This is a genomic window from Paenibacillus albiflavus (assembly GCF_004344915.1).
GTDB lineage: Bacteria > Bacillota > Bacilli > Paenibacillales > NBRC-103111 > Paenibacillus_AM > Paenibacillus_AM albiflavus.
Window position 1 is genome coordinate 229312 of the sequence record NZ_SKFG01000010.1, and the last position, 21211, is coordinate 250522.

The following is a 21211-nucleotide window of genomic DNA, read 5'->3' on the forward strand; positions in this document are numbered from 1 at the left end:
TTACTATGGATTCCGATTTATCCCGCTTTTACAAAAGGACCATCGAGAAAAAAACAATTTCCTCTACATTTTTAAATGAGGAGAGATCTTTACGTATATATTTACCTCCTGGCTATAACGAGCTTCTAACCTATCCCGTTATCTATTGTCAGGATGGTGAGGAGTTTTTCAATTTCGGTAGAATTGCCACCTTTATGACCCGCGGAATTCTCGATGAAGGGCTTGAGCCTGCTATTATCGTCGGTGTAGACGTTAACATCGTCAATCGCACTGCAGAGTATGCACCCGATGGTGATCGTCATCAAGCCTATATCAGCTTTATGGCAGAAGAGCTTGTCCCATGGGTAGAGCAGCATTACCCTGTTCGAACTGACCGTGACGAAAGGATATTAGCGGGGGATTCACTCGGAGCAACCGTTTCTCTACACCTAGCCTTACGTTATGATGACCTATTTTGTAAAATAATATCCTTCTCTGGCGCTTATTTGAAATCTACCCAGCAAGCACTTGCTGAGCACAAGGATCTCTCCTGGCTGCAAATGTTTATGATTATCGGCACCGATGAAACATCTGTCGCAACAGAGCGCGGTACTTTTGATTTCGTACTTGAAAATCGCCTTACGAAGGAAATTCTGGATCAAAAACAAACAAAGCTTCTCTATATCGAGAAGCCTGGTCAGCATTTATGGGGTTTTTGGCAAAAAGAAATGTCTGACGCCCTGCATTATTTTCTTGGAGATGGAATATCGTAACGATCTCTTAGCGTTCCGATCATCGATTCTACATCAGTTGGGGCTGGCAATTGTTCTAGCTTCATGATTTTGTCAGCCTCCAATTGATTCAGCGTTGATTTAATTTCTTCTAGGTAACTTTGGGCCGTCACATGTTCACCAATTGCTTCTGCTAAAGAAACCATGGAATGCGAAGTAACCTGCGGATAATCAGCCTCCTGGCCGCATGCTGCTTGCTCATAGAATGCCTGAGCTCCTTCCGCATAGTCCATTCCCTTCCCTTCAACCACGATGAAGGCTTGTACGGCGATCGCCTTAAGCAATCTCCGCTGGGCAATTCCACAGAACTTGCGTCCGTCAATGCTTAGATCGTAATCCCCAGGACAGTACGAACCGCCTATTTCTCCTTTGCGAACTTTATCCGTCCAGTTACTTAGCGTTCTGCTAACTAGCTGATACATCCGCTCAAAGTCATCATGAAAATCAATCTTCCCCTCTGCTTTCGGAATAATGATCGTCATATTAATTACACCTGCGTCTAATGGAACTGCTGCACCGCCTGAATTTCTAACTGTAACTGCATATCCTTGTTCAGTTAAACTCGACTTGGCCTGAACTGCACCAGGCAGCCTGCTATCGCGTAATCCCATAACGAATGCACGAGGATGTCTCCATAGATGGACAATCGGATCAGCACCTTTTCCCACCTCACGGCACAATAGCTCCTCAAGCGCGAATGGATATAATATATCGCCACCCGCCAGATCTGAACTTCGATCCAGCAAACGGGCAGATCGTAAAATATCAAGCATCTAACTTCATCCCCTAATCTTAACAAGTAAACAAATATAGCATGTATGTGGTCGTAAGCCATATTCATTCATCTATTGTAAAGGTTAATCCGCATTATCCGCAAATGCATCCATTATCTTCCGTGTTAGAGGCAGCACTAAATTCGGAGCTTGAGGTGATATATTCTCTGCTACAATGGCAAAAGCATACTTTGGTGACTCAGTAGGACCATATCCAATAAACCATTGGTTCACGCGCTCCTGCCCATTAACGATGGTTTCAGCCGTTCCTGTTTTCCCTGCCAGATTCCACTTCGCTGACCGCAAGGCTTGACCTGTGCCGCTTGTCACAACTTCACGCATCCAGCTTAGCAGCTTGCTCGAGGTTCTGATCGATATCCCTTCATTTCTTCGGACTAACATGCTTGGCTCAAAATCAACATAATGCGTATCGTTCTGGAACTGAATTTCTGTTACTGCTCTTGTTTGATTCACGATACCACCATGCAATAGCGTAACAATAAGATTAGCTGCTTGCAGCGGAGTGACCCTAACATCCCGCTGACCAATTGCAGTCTGGATGCGCACACCTTCATCCGATCGCATTGTTCCTGCTGCAAACAATTGTCCCGCATCCTCCAGATCCAGCTGCTCGAATATTCCCTTCATTCCACTTACTTTGCCAGACCAGCCTACTGTCGATAGAAGACCAAGTTTCTTGGCGTATTTTTCAATCTGCTGATCCGTTAGCCGCTCTGCTATCTTCGCAAAAACAATATTGCAGGAATCAGCGAATGCTTCCTCTAATGTCAAGAGACCATGACCATCTTTTTTCCAGCAATGAAAATGATATTTGCCAAGTGAACCCGTACATTCAAACAGTTCATCCTTCTTTACGACACCTTCTTCTAATGCAGCTGCAGCTATCACTGTTTTATAGATTGATCCTGGAGCTGCCATTTGGATCGCATGATTGTTCCAGTTACGCTTCTCCGGTTCCACTTGATAGGGATTAAAAGATGGCATGCTGGCCATTGCGACTATGTCACTTGATACTGGATCAAGGACGACAACTGCTCCTTCCGTTATTCCTGACTGCTTCAATAATCGTTCCACGATTTGCTGCGCTGACATATCGATTGTCGTGACGACCTTCAAGGGATAATGCCTGCTATCTCCCCCAACTGTACGCGCACCTAAACCTTGTATATATTGCCCTCGCGAATTAACGAACAAAGATAAAGAAGTACTGCCATCACCGCGCAGCCAGTGCTGCATCGTTTTCTCCAAGCCCGCGCCCCCAATTTCACTAGACAAACTTAGGGTTCCTCGATCAAGCTGGTTTTTATATTGAGAAGCAATCCGCTCAGGGTCCTGACCAATATAACCGAGTAAATGAGAAGCAACCAAATTATCGCGATACCGATCATGAACTTGTACAACTTGGACATAAGGCCAGCCCATCCGATTAATTTGTTCGATTTGATTCTCATCTATTTCTGTCATGCGTTGATCCTTGGAACCTTTCCATAACGAGGGTTGCTTATTAGATCGAATCCAATGGGCCAAAGCCGCTTCTGATGTTTTTAAAATAACAGCTAACTGTTTAATTGCCTGCTCTGCCACTCGATTATCTTCCGCTGTAATGGGAAATGCAACTAGAGCTGACTTCAGTTCACCTGTAAGAAGCTGCATATGTTGGTCGTAGAATTGTCCACGACCAGTATCTAGTACAACGCCTTTTTGCCTCTGAATGACTGAATTTCGTACCAAATCAACCCGATAACTCGAATAATTGCGATTCGCTACAATTTGAATCCAGAATAGCCTTACCATGATCGACACAATAAAGGTAGTTAACGTGAGCAAGGTAATGAACATTCTAAATCTTACTTGCTTCTTGGGGTTTGTTATCATCATGTATGTTCACCATCTCTATTTCTAATCTGTCACTACCTAGTATCGCCCCATATTTTGGTAACATACACGATTTATTAATCATGAAATGGATGAAAAAACACCAAAAAGCAGCAGAACCAAATCTGCTGCTTTCATCCTAAACCCTGAATCTAGATAAAGATTGATGAAGAGAGTCCGATAACTGTTCCAGTTGCTCCGATAGCTGAACCAAGTTATCTGATACCGTTAACTGCTCAGAACTTAGTGAAGCTACCTCTTCGGATGTCGCAAGCGCTTCCTCGGCTACAGCACTCACATTCATCATCGCCGCAGATAGCACAGATTGCGATTGATTCAAGTCGGCAACGGATTCACTTGCTGAGCTTAACTGCCCAATAAAGTTGCCCATATTCCCTTGCACCTTCTGCAAGATAGCACTTGTCTCTTTAACCGCATCGATCTGTTCTTGAAAAATAGGATACGCGCTAGCAAGCACTTGCACCGTATCTTGAATTCCATTCTGGATAGATTCTGTAATTTGACCTACGATATCAATCGATTCCCTTGACTCTGCAGCGAGCTGGTAGATTTGATCCGCTACGACTTTGAACCCTCTACCCGCTGATCCAGCTCTAGCAGCTTCAATCGAAGCATTCAACGATAAAATATTCGTTTGCTTAGTCATAGAATGGAGCATATCAAGAATTTTAACGATGGATTGTGTACTCTTGTTCAAATGATCGACTTTGCTGACCATCGAACGAATCATCTCATCAGCGGCTTCCGTCTTGGTGTTCAGATGCTGCATATTCTGAATGCCTTGCTCACTTGATAATCGTACCTCATGAGCTGCTTCACTCATACTCGTGTTCGATTCGATCACATTCCTCATTTTGTCTGCGATCTGCTGTGTAAGTTCAGATCCTTTCTCAGACTCTGTTGCAAGTCCAGCCGCACCACCAGAAATCTGTTCTGTCGCAACCGCGATCTCACGAGAGGCAAGTGCTGTCGTTCTCGAAGCATTCGTCAACGTTTCAGCAGTCTTTAGTACCTCATGAGCGGAATGATTCGTATGCTGCACGAGATTCGTGATCTCCTCCATCATTCGATCAAAGCTTCGGCCTAATCGTCCTATTTCATCCTTGGATTTATAGTTGGAGCGAATGTTGAGATTCCCATTTGCGCCTTCTCCCATAAAGCCCATTAATTTAACTAGCGGACGAGCGATCAGTCTAATCATGAGAAAGCCGATAAGTATAGCGAGTATCGCTGCACCGATACACATATAAATCGTATTCGTTAGAATTTGTCGTGCACCTTGAATAAGCGAATCTGTTGGAATCGTACCTACTAAGTACCAGCCGCTGTTCGATGATTTGGAGAAAGCAATCAAATGATCGTCAAGCAAGAACGAATCCTTGTCCATCGCCTGCTGCTCTGTACTTAGCTGAATTGGCGATGGCATACCAGGTTCGAGTGATTCTGACGCTTGAACGATGGTATTATGACTGTCTACAATCATAACTTGATTACCATTGCCCAATGTGACCTTCGACATCTCCTTAGCAAGTTCCTTAACTGGAATCTCGATCACTACTATCCCATGATCGACAAGCGTATAAGCATCCACAAATCTTCTTGCAATCGCAATTACATCAGCTGAATTCGTGAATGAATCTGGACCACCTTGCAGCCAGACCGATTCAGTTTGTAGTGGATCCAAATTCTTCGTCCAACCTGTATCCTTAATTTGTGATGCACTGCCAAAAACCGTTAGCAGCTCACCCTTAGGGTTCATGATACTTATTCCTTTGATGCTTGAGTTTGAAAGGCCAATGGGCATAACCTTCTCTGAAAGCTTACTGACTTTGGAAAAATGATCAAACGATGCTTTGTCCTCTATGTTATCTATTTCCGTTAAATACTTACTAATTTCGGAGTTGGTCACAATTTGTTTAGATACTTTCTCAAATGATTGATAAAAGTATTCTAAATTGATTTGCGCCATCTCTAGAACCTCCACAGAGGATTCCGATGCGTTGCTAGCAATGACGTTTTTAGAAATTGAGTAGGATGTCATCCCGACTACAAGTACGAATGCTGCAATCGAAATGAAGAAAATAATAAAAAGCTTAGAACCAACAGATCTTAAAGGGTTACTTTTACGAATTCGATGCAATACCTTTCGATTAAAGTTCACATTTATTACCTACCCTTCAATAAACTGTTGTTATATTTTCGACATAAGCAACTAATTTCCTTGTTTAAAATCGATTTTTATCTAAATATTCAGAAAATATTTAGTCGGTTTAGAGTAAAATAAAGCAAAAGCTTGCACTCTTAATAGAATGCAAGCCCCTTGTTGTAATTTTAGTATGTAAATTTTGATAAGGATTGCTTTAAGCTATTCGATAGCTGCTCAAGCTTGTCTGATAGACGAACCAGATTATCAGAAATCGTAAGCTGCTCAGAACTTAACGATGCTACCTCTTCAGATGTTGCGAGCGATTCCTCTGCAACTGCACTCACGTTCATCATGGCAACCGAAAGCACATTTTGCGATTCATCCAGCTCAACAATTGAGTCGCTGACCTCACTAAGCTGATTAATAAATCCACCCATATCCTCTTGCACATGAGCAAAAATAATACTTGCTTCTTTCACAGCCTCTATTTGAGCTTGGAAAATTGGATATGCACTTCCGAGTACAGTTACTGTCTCATTAATGCCAGTCTGGATCGTTTCTGTAATTTGAGCGACGACATCGATCGATTGTCTGGACTGTATCGCTAATTGATTAATCTCATCGGCAACAACTCTAAATCCTTTGCCTGCTTCACCTGCACGTGCCGCTTCAATCGTCGCATTCAACGACAATATATTCGTTTGCTTCGTCATTTTGTTAAGCACATCCAGAATTTTGACAATGGATTGCGTGCTGTTCTTTAACTCGTCTACTTTCTGTACCATCGAGCGGATCATATCATCTGCAGCTTGCGTTTTACTATTTAGATCATTCATATACTGGATACCGTTCTCACTGGAGGTCCGAACATTCGATGCAGCGGTTCCCATCGTAACGTTGGAATCGATCACCTGCTTCATCTTATCCCCAATGCGTTGAGTAAGCTCGCTGCCCTTCTCAGATTCCATCGCAAGACCAGCAGCACCACCTGAAATTTGTTCAGTCGCAACAGCAATCTCACGAGAAGCAATTGCAGTCGTCTTCGAAGTGTTCGTTAATTCAACAGCAGTCTCAAGCACTTCTTGTGCTGATTGATTCGTTTGTTTTACAAGAGTAGTAATTTCCTGCATCATTTCATCAAAGGTACGACCAAGTCTACCAATCTCATCCTTCGATTTATAATTTGCACGGATATTTAAGTTGCCACCCGCTCCTTCTCTCATTAGCACCATGAGATTCACCAACGGACGAGCAATCATTCGAATAATGATTAATCCGATAATAACCGCAATTACTACAGCAATTAGGCACATATAGATCGTTAATTCAAATATTTGTGCTGCATCGCGAGTCAGAGATTCGATAGGCACGCCGCCAACTAGCGTCCAGTTGCTAACTTCCGATCCGGCGAAAGCAACTAAATTGTCTTTCGTTTGGAACGAGTCTTTGCCGATTTTTAATTGATCGTCTGTTAAAGCTATTGGCGAATCCTGACCAGGAAGATAAGTACCGACCTGATTAATTAATTTGTTATTTCCCGTTACGATCATAACTTGACTGTCTTGTCCGAGCGAAATATCGGAAATCTCGCTCATCAGTTCGGATACTGGAACCTCTATCAAAAGAAGACCATATTGCTCATTCGTATAAGGGTCAATCAACGCTCTTGCAGATGCAATTTTGCTTGTATCTGAACTGAAGCTATTCTCTCCCCCTTGCAGCCACATGCTCTTACCACTTAAATCATAAACTTGCTGCATCCAAGCGTTATTTGAGCCAACTTCTATTATTGCACTTCCATATAAAGCATCCATTGATCCGTCTTTCCCAACAACGCTTATCGAACGAATAGCATTATTCGCCAAGCCAATCGGCATCACCCGTTCCGACAAAGTCGCACGAAGCGTAACATATTCGTAGGACGAACGATCCGTTTCGCTAAGCTGACTCATCATGGTGCGAACATCGGATGAGGCAAATATTTGTAGAGAAGCCTTCTCGATCGAATCATAGAAATATTCCAAACTTGACTGTCCTAGCTGCAGCATAGAAACAGAGGACGCAGAAGCGTTCTTGGAAATAATATTTTTTGAGATATTATACGAGATCAAACCTACCGTCAGAACGAACGCCACAATAGAAATAAAGAAAATAAAGAACAACTTGGAACCAACTGATTTTAATGGATTGGTAATAAACAGACGTGTTAGAGTTGAACCTGCTTTTTGAAGTATGGTACCAATAGAGGATAATGTCTGTTTAATCTTTGCTGCATTCACACAATCACCTTCCTAGAGCGTTTAGTGGATTATTTAGATCATCTTTATTCTATTTCGGCAGGATACGGCAATAATATTTGTCTAATTTTAAATTTTACAAAAATAAAATCTCCCCCATAAACAATTTGGGTTTAAGGGGGAGAGCTTAGCGTTAGTTAATCAGAAAGTATAAGTTATCACTATACTTCCTCTGATTAACCTTAAGAAACGCATCCGTCCTATAAGGACAGCGAAGCCGTTTCTTCTTGATCCGCTAAACTATTTTCCTGTTTTTTTACGCATCATATCCCATACATGGACAGGTTGATTCATTTTCATTTTAATCAATTGCAATGGATGTCTTGCAGCGTCAAGCGGCGCATCATTCTCATCCCAAATGGCCTCAACCGTTTGTTTGAAATGAGTCCCATTGGGACCAAAGAATTCTACATCCTGCCCTGGTTTAAAATGATTTCTTTGCTGAATTGTAGCCATGCCTGTAGCTTCATCATAAGCCGTAACGAGTCCTACAAAATCATAACCTACCGCCTTATCCTCCGGCTCATAGATATGCTCTGAAGTTCCGGGCACTTTATAGAAGAATCCAGTATTAAGCGGACGATTAGCTGCTTTATAAATTTCTTCAAGCCACTCACGCTTCATCTCATATTCCTCTGGATTGTCAAAGTACGCGTCAATGGCTTGACGATACGCATTCACAACTGTTGCCACGTAGTGAATACTCTTCATTCGGCCTTCGATCTTGAAAGAATCAACGCCTGATTCAATCATATCTGGAATATGCTCGATCATGTACATATCCTTAGAGCCCATGGAGAACGGATCATCATCCTCGTTAAACACAGGAATTCCTTGGACAAGCGGACCATCCGCCAAAGGTACATCCTTCGCGTACAAATCATATTTCCAGCGGCAAGACTGCGAGCAGCCCCCACGATTGGAGTCACGATCTGTAAAATGATTGGATAGCACGCAGCGTCCCGACCAAGCGGAGCACATCGCACCATGAATGAACGCTTCGATTTCAATATCGACATTCTTCTTGATATCATCAATCTCTTGCATGCTTGCCTCACGCGCTAATACGACGCGATCTACGCCATTCTCTTTCCAGAACTTGATCGCCAGCCAGTTCATCGTCGATTGCTGCGTACTAAGGTGAATTTCAAGCTTAGGCGCAACGCGTCTTGCAGTCTCAATAATCAGCGGATCCGCAACAATAATCGCCGCAATTCCAACCTCTTCAAGCTGCTTTAAATACTCTTCTAGTCCCTCTATATCTTCATTGTGCGCAAAAATATTTGTCGTTACGAATACTTGTGCACCGTAGGATTTAGCAAATTCAACACCCTCACGCATTTCTTCGATTGAAAAGTTATCTGCGTTAGAACGTAATCCATACTTTTGTCCACCAATGAACACAGCATCTGCGCCGTAATGGATCGCAAACTTTAATTTTTCCAAATTACCAGCGGGTGCAAGTAATTCTGGCTTTGCCAAACGAACTCTTGTCGCTCTAGCTCTAGCCTCTACAGCCGTTGTATTCATAAATTTCACCCCTTTATTGCCTTGTACGAATCAATAAACCTGTTCTTTATAGAAGAAACCAAACGTTAGCTCACGATCAGGATCTTGCAGCTCCTGGATCTCTTCTAACCATTCATCCTTAAACTTATAATTCGCCGGATCAGCCAGATAGCTGTCAATAGCTGCCCGATAATTACGTACCACTGTTTCATTATACTTAACTGATTTCAGTAATCCTTCGATCTTCAGACTATCAATGTTCCCATCCAATAGTTCAGGCAAATTCTCAATCATGCAAACATCGTCAGAACTCATGATCTGTGTGCCATTCTCGTCTTGATAGATTGGAAAGCGCTCATTAGGTCTTTCATGCTCAATTAGGAATAAGCCTCGGTCCATAGAAGCATTAACCGCACCTTGCTGAACGTTCCGATGACCCATGTAGCTATCCACCAAATCACGCTTGGAATGATAAATATTCGTAAGTCCATGAACTTGAACTTCAACCTCAAGCTCACTATTCTGTTTAAATTCTAAAACCTCATCCATATTCAGCTCACGTGCAAGCACCGCTCTGGATGCCCCTTTATCACCCCAATATGCTGCGGTAACATAGTTTGTTGTCGTCATCTCGGAATTCCAGTGCAGCTTGAGTCCTGGAGCAGCCTCTTTTGCTGCCATAATAACTGCGGGGTCACCAAAAATAACGGCATCCACCTGCAGATCATTCAGCTTCTTTAAGTAAGTGCTCAGACTTGCAATTTTATGATTCTCAATTACGGTATTGACGGAAACATAGATCTTTTTACCATGTTCGTGAGCCCATGGAATAATCTCAGCAAGATCTTCCGTTGTAATCGTGCCTGGCAAACGCAAGCCAAATGCTGGCTCTCCTACGACTACGGCATCGGCACCTGCACTTAACAGCACCTTAATCTCTTCTTTGGAACCTGCACTAACAAGAAGCTCAGGTCTTACCATAAATACTCACCTTCTTAATTCACTTATTTGCCTGTTTCTTACTCTCTTCAATATTCTTCTTGTGTCCTTCGAACGTTTCAGCAAACAAATGCTCTTTAGAACCGTCTTTCTTCGTTACATAGAATAAGTATTTCGTATCCTCTGGGAATAATGCAGCGCGGATCGACTCTATACTTGGAGAACCGATAGGTCCTGGCGGTATTCCAGGGATTTTATACGTATTATAAGGACTGTCGATCTGAAGATCTTTCTCGAATAAACGCTCTTTGGGCTTATCAAATAAATATTGTACCGTTGCATCAATTTGCAAAGGCATTTTTTGTTTGATTCGATTGTAGATAACGCCAGAGACAAGCGCTCTCTCCTTGTCCACTACGACTTCTCTTTCCACTAGCGAGGCGATCGTCATCATTTGGTGAAAGCTTACACCCAGTTTATCCAGTTGCTTATCCAAGCCCTCAATTGTAGCCAGCTTCTTATCGAGTTCTTGCAGCATGCGTTCAACAACCTGCTCTTCGGTCGTACCCTTCACGAATTCGTAGGTTTCCGGGAACAAATACCCTTCCAGATGATGTGTGATCGATGAATCTTGAGGAATCTGACGATATGCATCTGCTATATACTGACCTGTAGTTGACTCCGCAATCTTCAAAAATTGTTCTGCACTAAATTGACCTGTCTCGGCTAATTTATCAGCAATTTGTCTAACTGTATAGCCTTCGGGGATCGTCACACGGACCATCTCTTCTTTAACAGTCTGTCCTGCATTCAGCATCTCAATGATCTGGTCATTCGTTATGCCAGGATTCATGGCATATTCGCCTGCTTGAAACTTGGAGCCAATTCCTTTCCACTTCAAGTACCATACAAAAATCGTATTATTACGGATAATTCCATTCTGTTCAAGCTTTTGCGCAATGATCGCTGGACTTGATCCAGGCTCGATTTTGATTCGAACCTCCTGCTCAGAAGCTGTAGTTGGCTTTAATTCTCCAGTGACGTAGTACCACAATCCGCCAGCTGCAATTGCCGCTAACAGCAAGAGTGTTATGAAAGCGGTCAGAAGCTTTTTAACTATATTCCTAGGCTTATCGGGTTTATCCTCATTAAACTCGACATCATTTGACATAATCCACCTCCTTAATAACAGGAAAAAGAGCGGAGATTAGCTCCGCTCGGGTTTAACGATTACAGTTCATCCTTCATCGGAAAGGCTATCTCATCATACAGTTCCGACACGGTTTCCCATTCATCGTCGTCATCTATCGTCTCTAGTTCGTATCCATTGTCCGTATGTGCAATCCGAAACAGCTCAACTTCATCATCCTTTTGCATCTCATCCGATTGCAAAACGGCATATTTGCGGGCATTATATTCAAATTCCATCATAAGGCGGAATACAACAGATTCGTCCTGTTCATCCGTTAAAATGATATCATCACCATAAGTATTACGCAATACATCGATTGGAGTTACACTCATAATTGCCCGTCCTCTGATTCAGCTACTAGTGTATTGAATGTCTCTTCAACAATCTTCCACTCTTCTTCATCTTCGATCGGAAACAGCTTTAAGTCTTCTCCATTCTCGTCTTCTTCATAGCGAAAGGCGTAAACTTCGTCTGAATCGTCTTCATTGGCTTCGACAGGAACAACCATCATATACTTCTTTTCCGTGTCGTCCACTTCGAACGTGCAGATAACCTCAAATTCTTCTTCGTTGCCATCTTCATCAGGGATGTAAATAATTTCCGGTTCTTCTTCACGTTGGTTATGATCAGTCATACCCTTTCACCTCTTCTTATTAGAATCCATATAACCTTGCAAAATAAACCCAGCTGCCATTTTATCTACGACAGCTTTGCGTTTCTTACGAGACACATCAGCTTCGAGTAAAGCTCTCGTAGCTGAGACTGTAGTTAACCGTTCATCCCATAAATGAACAGGCAGCTTCAATTCATCTCGAAGATTGTCAGCAAAAGCTATACAGAGCTCGCCTCGCGTTCCAATGGATGCGTTCATATTCTTCGGCAAGCCAACAACGATTTCTTCTACCTCATACTGTTCAATAATGTCTTTCAAACGCTGCAGATCTTGCTCTGGCTTCGCCCTGCGAATTACCTCTAGTCCTTGCGCAGTCAGACCAAGAGGGTCACTGAGAGCAACTCCGATTGTTTTGTCACCATAGTCTAGCCCCATTATTCTTGGATACATCAAATACTGAGCCTACTTATGCTGAACTAGATACGAGCGAACCAGCTCTTCAATAAGCTCGTCACGCTCTCGCTTTCGGATGATGCTGCGCGCATTGTTGTGCCGCGGGATATAAGCAGGATCCCCTGAAAGTAAATAACCTACGATTTGGTTAATCGGATTATAGCCTTTCTCCTGGAGAGCATTATATACCGTCAGCAATACCTCTTGAGGTGAGATGTCGATTTCATCAGCTTTCATGTTGAACTTCATCGTTCTGTCCATCGAATTCACCGCAAACACCCCCCAATTTATCATAAACCTGTATTCTATATTCGCCCTCAGGCGCTAAATTCCTGTTACAAAAGCAAAATATAATTAGCCAATCATCTGACCTACGATCGTATGAACAGCACCGATGGCCTCTTCAAGCTTCGAAATGTCTTTACCGCCAGCCTGCGCCATATCAGGACGACCGCCGCCTGAACCTCCACAGATCGCAGCAACTTCTTTGATTAATTTGCCCGCATGACCACCTTTACTGATCACATCAGGTGTTACGGCTGCGACTAAATTCACTTTATCACCAGCGACTGCACCAAGTACGATTACCGCTGAACCAAGCTTAACTTTCACTTCATCGACAATATTGCGAAGTGAATCCATATCAGATGCATTCACAGAAGCAGCAAGAACGTTCACACCCTGCACTTGCTTCACATTGTCAGTAAGTGAACCCGCTTCAATACGACCCAGCTTGCCCCGTAAAGATTCATTCTCGCGCTGCAATTCTTTGACCTGAGCCAGAACGGAATCGATACGCTTAGGTACATCCGTAATGTTCGACTTCAACTGATCAGCCGCTTCTTTCAGCAGGTTCAGCTGAGAATCCAAGTATTCATAAGCACCGCGGCCTGTGAATGCTTCAATTCGTCTTACACCTGAACCAATACCTGATTCGGATGCAATTTTGAATAGACCGATTTGACCTGTACTGCTTACGTGACAGCCTCCGCATAGCTCCAAGCTATAATCGCCTACACGAACGACACGGACAATATCGCCATATTTCTCACCGAACAATGCCATAGCACCCATTGCTCTAGCTTCATCAATTGCCTTTAAGCTGATATCTACAGGAATATTCGCCCAGACCTGCTTATTCACACGCTGCTCGATGTCTTGCAGCTCAGCTTCGCTAATAGAGCCGAAATGGGAGAAGTCAAAACGCAAGCGATCAGGTGCTACTAACGAACCTGCTTGATTCACATGCTCGCCAAGCACTTCTTTTAGTGCCTTATGCAGCAAGTGAGTAGCTGTATGGTTCTTGATAATGTCCTCACGCTTTGCTTGATCCACAGTAGCAACAACTTGAGTACCCGTGTGCAATACACCTTGTTCTACGATAACGGTATGCACATGCTGACCATGAGGAGCCTTGCTCACTTCAACAACACGAAGCGTATAGTCCTCTCCCTGTATTGTACCATGATCACCTACTTGACCACCACTTTCTGCATAGAAAGGTGTAGTTGCTAGAATAACCTGGCAAGTTTCTCCGGTTCCGACTAGCTCTGTTAGCTCGTTCTCATGAATCACAGCAATAACAGTAGTAGATACTACCAAATCAGTATATCCAACAAACTCGCTTTTATCCGTAAATTCACCGAGAGCGCCGCCTTGTACTTTCATGGAACCAGCATCCTGGCGCGCGTTTCTAGCACGGTTGCGCTGCTCCTGCATCGCTTCATCAAAGCCAGCACGATCTACTGTCATTCCATGCTCAGCAGCAAAATCTTCAGTCAAATCAAATGGGAAGCCATAAGTGTCATACAGCTTGAACGCATCTTCACCCGTAATTTGTGTCAGTCCATTTGCGCGCTGCTTGTCTACCATTTCGCTTAGAATATGAAGTCCATCTGACAATGTCTCATGGAAACGTTCTTCCTCCATACGAATAACCTTCTCGATGAATGCACTCTTCTCCACAACACTTGTATAATAGGAGCCCATAATCTCGCCAACAGTTGCCGTTAGCTGATACATGAATGGTTTATCCATTCCAAGCACCTTACCATAGCGTACAGCACGACGAAGCAGACGACGGATGACATAGCCACGTCCTTCATTGGATGGAAGTACGCCATCAGCAACAGCGAATGCAATGGTGCGGATATGATCGGCAATTACTTTAAGCGCTACGTCATGCTCTTCATTCGTTTTATACGTTACATTCGCAATACGGCAAGTATGTTCAATGATCGGGATGAATAAATCAGTGTCGAAGTTGGAATCCACATCTTGTAGAATCGATGCAAATCGCTCCAGACCTGCCCCTGTATCAATGTTCTTATTCGGAAGCGGTGTGTAAGAACCGTCTTTATTATGATTGAATTGAGAGAATACATTGTTCCATACTTCTAGGAAGCGCTCATTCTCTCCACCTGGCCAGCATTCAGGGTCATTAAGATCCCCGTATTTCTCGCCACGATCATAGAAGATTTCCGTACAAGGTCCACATGGTCCTTCACCGATATCCCAAAAATTGTCATCCCCCAGCTTATAGATACGTTCAGCAGGAAGACCAATTTTCTTATTCCATAGTTCAAAAGCTTCTTCATCATCCTTATATACAGTAACGGAGATACGTTCTGGATCAAACCCAATCCATTTAGGATCCGTAAGAAATTCCCATGCCCAAGTAATCGCTTCTTCTTTAAAATAGTCACCGATGGAGAAGTTGCCCAGCATCTCGAAGAACGTATGGTGACGGCGAGTTTTACCTACATTCTCAATGTCATTTGTACGAATACATTTCTGAGAATTCGCGATACGCGGATTCTCTGGAACAACACGTCCGTCAAAATACGGCTTAAGCGGTGCCATACCTGCGTTAATCCACAGCAATGACGGATCATTATGCGGTACTAAGGATGCACTTGGCTCAATATGATGTCCCTTACTTTGGAAAAACTCTAACCACTTCGAACGAATTTCACTTGCTTTCATAATTGTATATACCCCCTATATTGATACATGAAGAAACGGTTTCACCGTCCTTAGAGACGGTGCGTTTCTTAAGGTATTACTTAGAATTTATGACACAATTAATATAAATTCTATAATACTCAAAAAAACAAAAAACGCCCCTAAAAAAGGGACGAATATGATTCGCGGTACCACCCTAGTTATTGTAATGAAACGATCAAGTCATCATTGACGATTGCCCATTACAATCTCTTCGCACGGACTATAACGGTTCCAACCGACGGATTTTGGGATCCGTACTCCGAAACAAGCATTCAGCCATCCTTCAACGTGAAGATGTCACAGCAACCTACTCATCTTCTCTCTGGACGTGGTCTATGGCTTACTATAGTTTCATCAACGCTTTATCAATGAAATTATAGTATTGCGTCAATCAAGTGTCAATATCTGTACCTTATGGCATTTAGATTCGATTCGTTTTGCGATAAATATAATACTTAAAGACATGCTGGATAATCACCTTCATCGCTGCAAAAAACGGTACAGCAAGAATTAGCCCGACCACTCCACCGACCTCGCCACCAACTAACAAGGCGAAAATAATAATAAGTGGATGCATATTGAGGGTTCTTCCTACTACCTGTGGAGATACAATGTTGCTTTCCATGATCTGAACAATCGTATTGATCAGAATGACGAGCAGCACCATTTTCCAGGAAACCGTTGAAGCCATAATAACAGCTGGTGCAGCACCCAAGAATGGCCCTAGGTACGGAACAATATCAAAAATCGCCACGATTCCAGCTAATAATAACGGATACGGCATCCCGATGATCCAATAACCGATATAGGCAAGAATGCCAACGATTAAGCCAACGAGAAATTGTCCACGAATGTAGCTACCTAGTGCATTGTCGATATCAATTAATAAAGAGGCCACTTCTTTCCGACGCTTCTTTGGAACGATAGCAAGCGCCGTTTTCTCAATCAACTGGAAATCCTTGAGGATATAGAAAGCAAGAAACGGCACGATAAATGCAGTAAATAGCAAATTGATCGTTCCGCCGATTCCATTGATAAATTTGGATATCATCACTGAAATATTTTGTTCCCACATCCGCATCGAAGCATAGATGCCTTCTCGAACAGATCCCGGCATCAGCTTGCTCTGATTTAGCCCGTCAAACATGGATTGTCCATGCATCATGATGTCTGGCATATGATCATTCAGCTCATTAAGCTGCATCACTAGCACAGGGATAATATTCATCAGAATCACAGTCAAAGTGGTGAAAAAGACAGCATAAATCAGTAAAATCGCAATCGTACGCGGAACCTTGCGTTCATTCAACAAATTAACGATGGGATTCAGTACGTATGAAACAATCATTGCGACAAAAAACGGCGCAAGCACAGCTTTTATAAAATCATAAGTCCCGACTAGTAGAGGACGTATTTGAATCAGCATGTACAGGACAAGCAGACTTAGCAAGACGAATATTAAGATCGCAAACCAACGATTTTTCCATAATCGCTCCACCCTTGATCCTCCACTCCTATAGCTAGTACTTGCAATAGAAGTATATGTACAACCTTGCCAAAATAACCTAATAAGCACAAAAAAATACGCTAAATCCTTATCGCATACATACATTCAGTCGTACGTCCTGCGGAAAGAATTCAGCGTATGATTAGCAGAAGCAGACTAAGCCATATACGCGTATATATTAGTTAGCAGCATGCAAGTGCTCTTGGTGAATTTCCTCTTCAAAAAAGAGATCATCTAATGAACTCAGTGTGCCGTCTTCTTCCACTTGATAGACGGACATTTTCTCACCATTCACCGTTAATTCGATAAAACAGCCCCAGCAATAAAACTGATGTGAGCCGATTTTGCCAATATCTTTGGAATTGCAGTTTGGACAACGCATCATCCTACTTCACCCTATTCTTCTTTGGATACGAAGAATTCAGTCACTTCTTCTTCACAGCGTGCCGGAACGATGATCGCTTCTTCGCCACGTGTAACTGAATCGGGCAGAGCTAACCATTTACGGCCTTCCGTTAAATCAGATATGAAACCTTCGGAAATTTCAAAGCCTTTTATTTTATTACCCATTTGTTTGCTAAAATAAACATCTTCTAATATACCAAGTTGATTTCCTGTCACCGTAATAATCGGCAACCCCTTGATTTTGTGCTGACCTTCAAGCAAGGTCGTCTGTGTTGAATCCTCATTCCATTTATGTATGAAACTGCGGTTCTCAATCGTAATCGCATCTTCTCCACATGCTACAAAATCATTACTTGAAATGGTCTGGCATTGACTAAACCAGCCCTTGGGGCTAAGAATAACGCCAGATAGCTGCCAATCCTGGTCAATTAGAAGATCGAATACTTTACCTAATCTCTTACCATTCTGCAAACAAATGATCGGAAGTCCGATAATATGTCTTGCTTTCAGCAAATGAATCTAACCTCCACTAAGTTTCAACTTTGTGGAAACGATAGCACCCATTACATTATTTACGTATTCGTTTAACAATGGTTGCAACTTTTTGTGCTGCCGTTTCGATATCATTTGTATCGTTCCCCATTCCGAAGCTAAAACGAATCGCTGAATGTAATACATTATCTGGTAAATTCATCGCTTGCAGTACATGCGATACCTCAAGTGATCCTGATGTACAAGCTGAGCCACTGGCAGCAGCAATACCTTCAAGATCCAGATTCATCAGAAGTGTCTCTGTATCCACGCCTATAAAACTGATATTCAAAATATGCGGAACTCTTTGCTCGGGATGCCCATTAATGACGAATTCATCAGAACCAAGGTGTTTGGTTAATGCTTCTATCATTGTGTGGCGCAAGCCTTCCGCTTTAATGGACCAGTTCTCTAGCGCTTCTTCACTTGTTGTTAGCTCCACAGCCTTGGCAAATGCCATAATGCCTGCGACATTCTCGGTTCCTCCGCGACGCTTCCTCTCCTGCGAACCACCATGAATGTAATTGAAGAAAGGAATATGCTTCGACACATACAACAGTCCTGTTCCCTTCGGACCATAAATTTTATGTGAAGACATACTCATTATATCGACAGGTAGTAGAGATAAATCAATCGGCAGCTTGCCTAGTGCTTGTACAGCATCTACATGAAACACAATTCCGTGTTCATGCGCTAGTTGACCAATTTGCTCAATAGGCTGCAATGTACCGACTTCATTATTGACGTACATAATGGAAATCAAAACTGTATCTGGACGAATCGCTGCTGCAACATCTTGTACATTCACAAGTCCAGTCGAATCAACTTCCAAATAAGTCACATCAAACCCTAACTTTTCCAGTTCATGTGATGGATGAAGAACCGCATGATGCTCCGCACGGGTCGTGATCATGTGTTTCTTCTCGCCTGTATAAGCAGTCATTGTGCTGAATAAGGCCGTATTATTGCTTTCAGTTCCACCACTTGTAAAGATAAGCTCTGCTGGGTTGCAATGGATGCGACTCGCGATCAAATCACGTGCCCGATTAAGTGCGGTACGTGTTTCTCGCCCGTACGTATGCATGGAAGAGGGATTGCCATATGCCTCCTTCAAATAAGGAATCATGGCTTCTAGTACTTCTGGATGTATTGGTGTTGTAGCGGCATGATCTAAGTAAATGCCCTTCATAGTTGTCACCTGACTTAAATATAAAACATATAGTTATCGTGTTTGCCTGAATCCTTGAAAGAAACCAGATCTGCAAGTGTTGTGGAATCTAGCACCTCTGCTATCGCATCACGAATGCGCATCCATAGATCTCGCTTAGCTGGATCATCTTCTTCTGTAAAATCTACTGGTGAGATTGGCCCCTCAAGCACCCGAATGATTTCGCCTGCTGTAATTTCTTCAGGATTTTTTGAAAGTATATATCCACCATACGCCCCGCGAACGCTCTTAATCATTAGGGCATTGCGCAGCGGCGCAACAAGCTGCTCTAAATAATGCTCGGATAATTGATGTTTCTCAGCTATGCTCTTAAGAGATGTTGGGCCATCGCCTACGCGAGTTGCAAGCTCCATCATGATCGTTAAGCCATAGCGACCTTTGGTCGAGATTTTCAAATGGAAAGCACCTCATTACAATAATTGAACTAGGATCCGATTGCTCACCTATTTATTAGGTTTGCCTGATTCATAAGCATATAATCACTCTATACGCCCAGTGTATCAAACTTTATATTACCATACATATAACGTTTCTGTCACAACAAAAGTTACATCACATGCACAGATTATTTTATTTTATTCAAAATGACGTTATAATAGGAAGAATGCTCGTAAGCACCAACAATTCAACTAATATATAAGAAGCATGAATCAATTTCATAATTGATTCGCATATATATTCTTACTTCAAGTGAAAGAGAGGAATCATTAGTATGAGTCAATTACCTCGTGTTGTACTCGGAATGTCTGGAGGCGTAGATTCTTCAGTAGCTGCTCTCATGCTGAAAGAGCAAGGTTATGAGGTTATCGGCGTATTTATGAAAAATTGGGATGATACAGATGAATTTGGTCATTGTACAGCGGAAGATGATGCAGAAGATGTACGCCGAGTATGTGATCAAGTAGGAATCCCTTTCTATACAGTGAATTTTGAAAAACAATATATGGATAAAGTGTTTGCCTACTTCTTGGACGAATATCGCAACGGACGCACACCTAACCCTGACGTCATGTGCAACCGTGAAATTAAATTCGGTGAATTCTTGAATAAGGCGCTTGATCTTGGTGCTGAATATATTGCTACAGGTCATTATGCACAAGTAGAAAATCGTGACGGTGAGTTTGTTCTATTAAGAGGAAACGATCCTGGCAAGGATCAAACTTATTTCTTGCATGCGCTGAATCAGTATCAATTATCCAAGGCGATGTTCCCGATCGGTCATATGCCAAAGCCGAAGGTACGGGAAATTGCTGCAGGAGCAAGCCTTGCTACCGCCAAGAAGAAAGATTCCACTGGAGTATGCTTTATCGGAGAGCGCGATTTTAAAGAATTCCTCAGCAACTACCTCCCTGCTCAACCTGGTGATATGTGCACAGTTGATGGCGAAGTTAAGGGTCGCCATGATGGCTTGATGTATTACACACTTGGACAGCGTCAAGGTCTAGGAATTGGGGGCGCTGGTACAGGTGAGCCTTGGTTCGTCGCAGATAAGGACCTGGAGCGCAATGTTCTCATCGTCGTTCAAGGGGACAAGCATCCTAGACTATACAGCAAAGGCTTAACTGCTGTGAATGTCAACTGGATCTCTCCAACTAAGCCTGTAGGCGAATACCACTGCACAGCGAAGTTCCGCTATCGCCAAGCCGATCAAGGCGTTACGATGAAATTCATCGATGACAATACCTGCAAAGTCGTATTCGATGAGCCGCAGAAGGCGATCACGCCTGGACAATCTGTCGTATTTTATGACGGCGAGATTTGCTTGGGTGGCGGAATTATTGATAAGGTGCATAAATAGAAGCGTAGATCACTACCGCTCTTGAGATGTACGAATATCAGGACATACAGGGGATAAAATGCGAAGGAACCACCGAAGGATGAAAAATCCAGTACGGTGGTTCTTTTTTTCTCTTGTCTCCTATGCC

19 protein-coding genes and 1 other annotated feature are annotated in these 21211 nt (G+C 42.8%); of the genes, 2 read left to right on the plus strand and 17 right to left on the minus strand.

The features are described from left to right. Nucleotides 1-5 precede the first annotated feature (5 nt). Nucleotides 6-752: an alpha/beta hydrolase gene (locus E0485_RS12105; protein WP_132418302.1), complete on the plus strand. Its 747-nt coding sequence runs from the start codon at nucleotides 6-8 to the stop codon at nucleotides 750-752. Here E0485_RS12105 and E0485_RS12110 read toward each other — a convergent pair. The 17 genes from E0485_RS12110 to cymR form a co-directional block, all read right to left on the minus strand. Beyond that, nucleotides 725-1543: a lipoate--protein ligase family protein gene (locus E0485_RS12110; RefSeq protein ID WP_132418303.1), complete on the minus strand. Its 819-nt coding sequence runs from the start codon at nucleotides 1541-1543 to the stop codon at nucleotides 725-727. The genes E0485_RS12105 and E0485_RS12110 overlap by 28 nt on opposite strands. Nucleotides 1544-1627: 84 nt before the next feature. Next, nucleotides 1628-3442: a peptidoglycan D,D-transpeptidase FtsI family protein gene (locus E0485_RS12115; protein WP_132418304.1), complete on the minus strand. Its 1815-nt coding sequence runs from the start codon at nucleotides 3440-3442 to the stop codon at nucleotides 1628-1630. Between the two features lie 136 nt (nucleotides 3443-3578). Next, nucleotides 3579-5621 carry a methyl-accepting chemotaxis protein gene (locus E0485_RS12120; protein ID WP_132418305.1) on the minus strand — a complete coding sequence of 681 codons (2043 nt, stop codon included), beginning with the start codon at nucleotides 5619-5621 and terminating at the stop codon, nucleotides 3579-3581. Between the two features lie 170 nt (nucleotides 5622-5791). Beyond that, nucleotides 5792-7885, minus strand: coding sequence for a methyl-accepting chemotaxis protein (locus tag E0485_RS12125; RefSeq protein WP_235857542.1), 2094 nt, complete (start codon nucleotides 7883-7885; stop codon nucleotides 5792-5794). A gap of 258 nt (nucleotides 7886-8143) precedes the next feature. Further along, nucleotides 8144-9433 (minus strand): peptidase U32 family protein, encoded by a 1290-nt coding sequence (locus tag E0485_RS12130; RefSeq protein WP_132418306.1) that lies wholly within the window; start codon nucleotides 9431-9433, stop codon nucleotides 8144-8146. 30 nt (nucleotides 9434-9463) lie between these two features. Next, a complete protein-coding gene (locus tag E0485_RS12135; protein ID WP_132418307.1) occupies nucleotides 9464-10393 on the minus strand; it encodes a peptidase U32 family protein in 930 nt (309 codons plus the stop codon). A 19-nt stretch (nucleotides 10394-10412) separates the two neighbouring features. Then, complete coding sequence (mltG, locus tag E0485_RS12140) at nucleotides 10413-11522, minus strand: endolytic transglycosylase MltG (protein WP_132418308.1); 1110 nt, start codon at nucleotides 11520-11522, stop codon at nucleotides 10413-10415. Nucleotides 11523-11581: 59 nt separating this feature from the next. After that, nucleotides 11582-11875 (minus strand): DUF1292 domain-containing protein, encoded by a 294-nt coding sequence (locus E0485_RS12145; protein ID WP_132418309.1) that lies wholly within the window; start codon nucleotides 11873-11875, stop codon nucleotides 11582-11584. Then, complete coding sequence (locus E0485_RS12150) at nucleotides 11872-12177, minus strand: DUF1292 domain-containing protein (protein WP_132418310.1); 306 nt, start codon at nucleotides 12175-12177, stop codon at nucleotides 11872-11874. The genes E0485_RS12145 and E0485_RS12150 overlap by 4 nt, the downstream gene beginning before the upstream one ends. 6 nt (nucleotides 12178-12183) lie before the next feature. Beyond that, the gene (gene ruvX / locus E0485_RS12155) at nucleotides 12184-12606 is read right to left on the minus strand and encodes a Holliday junction resolvase RuvX (protein WP_132418311.1); all 423 of its coding nucleotides are present in this window, start codon (nucleotides 12604-12606) and stop codon (nucleotides 12184-12186) included. 12 nt (nucleotides 12607-12618) lie between these two features. Beyond that, the gene (locus E0485_RS12160; RefSeq protein ID WP_132418312.1) at nucleotides 12619-12879 is read right to left on the minus strand and encodes an IreB family regulatory phosphoprotein; all 261 of its coding nucleotides are present in this window, start codon (nucleotides 12877-12879) and stop codon (nucleotides 12619-12621) included. 84 nt (nucleotides 12880-12963) lie between these two features. Further along, nucleotides 12964-15594, minus strand: a complete 2631-nt coding sequence (gene alaS, locus E0485_RS12165) for an alanine--tRNA ligase (protein ID WP_132418313.1) — start codon at nucleotides 15592-15594, stop codon at nucleotides 12964-12966. A gap of 144 nt (nucleotides 15595-15738) precedes the next feature. Continuing rightward, nucleotides 15739-15982: a binding site (T-box leader), on the minus strand. Nucleotides 15983-16036: 54 nt separating this feature from the next. Then, nucleotides 16037-17113 (minus strand): AI-2E family transporter, encoded by a 1077-nt coding sequence (locus E0485_RS12170; RefSeq protein WP_132418314.1) that lies wholly within the window; start codon nucleotides 17111-17113, stop codon nucleotides 16037-16039. Nucleotides 17114-17300: 187 nt separating this feature from the next. Beyond that, on the minus strand, nucleotides 17301-17507 hold the full coding sequence (locus tag E0485_RS12175) for a hypothetical protein (protein WP_132418315.1): 207 nt from the start codon (nucleotides 17505-17507) through the stop codon (nucleotides 17301-17303). An 11-nt stretch (nucleotides 17508-17518) separates the two neighbouring features. Next, a complete protein-coding gene (locus tag E0485_RS12180) occupies nucleotides 17519-18040 on the minus strand; it encodes a PRC-barrel domain-containing protein (protein WP_132418316.1) in 522 nt (173 codons plus the stop codon). A gap of 55 nt (nucleotides 18041-18095) precedes the next feature. Continuing rightward, complete coding sequence (locus E0485_RS12185) at nucleotides 18096-19247, minus strand: cysteine desulfurase family protein (protein ID WP_132418317.1); 1152 nt, start codon at nucleotides 19245-19247, stop codon at nucleotides 18096-18098. 14 nt (nucleotides 19248-19261) lie between these two features. After that, complete coding sequence (gene cymR / locus E0485_RS12190; RefSeq protein WP_132418318.1) at nucleotides 19262-19681, minus strand: cysteine metabolism transcriptional regulator CymR; 420 nt, start codon at nucleotides 19679-19681, stop codon at nucleotides 19262-19264. 317 nt (nucleotides 19682-19998) lie between these two features. On the opposite strand from cymR, the gene mnmA reads away from it, so the two are divergent. Next, the gene (gene mnmA / locus E0485_RS12195; RefSeq protein WP_132418319.1) at nucleotides 19999-21084 is read left to right on the plus strand and encodes a tRNA 2-thiouridine(34) synthase MnmA; all 1086 of its coding nucleotides are present in this window, start codon (nucleotides 19999-20001) and stop codon (nucleotides 21082-21084) included. Nucleotides 21085-21211: the final 127 nt, after the last annotated feature.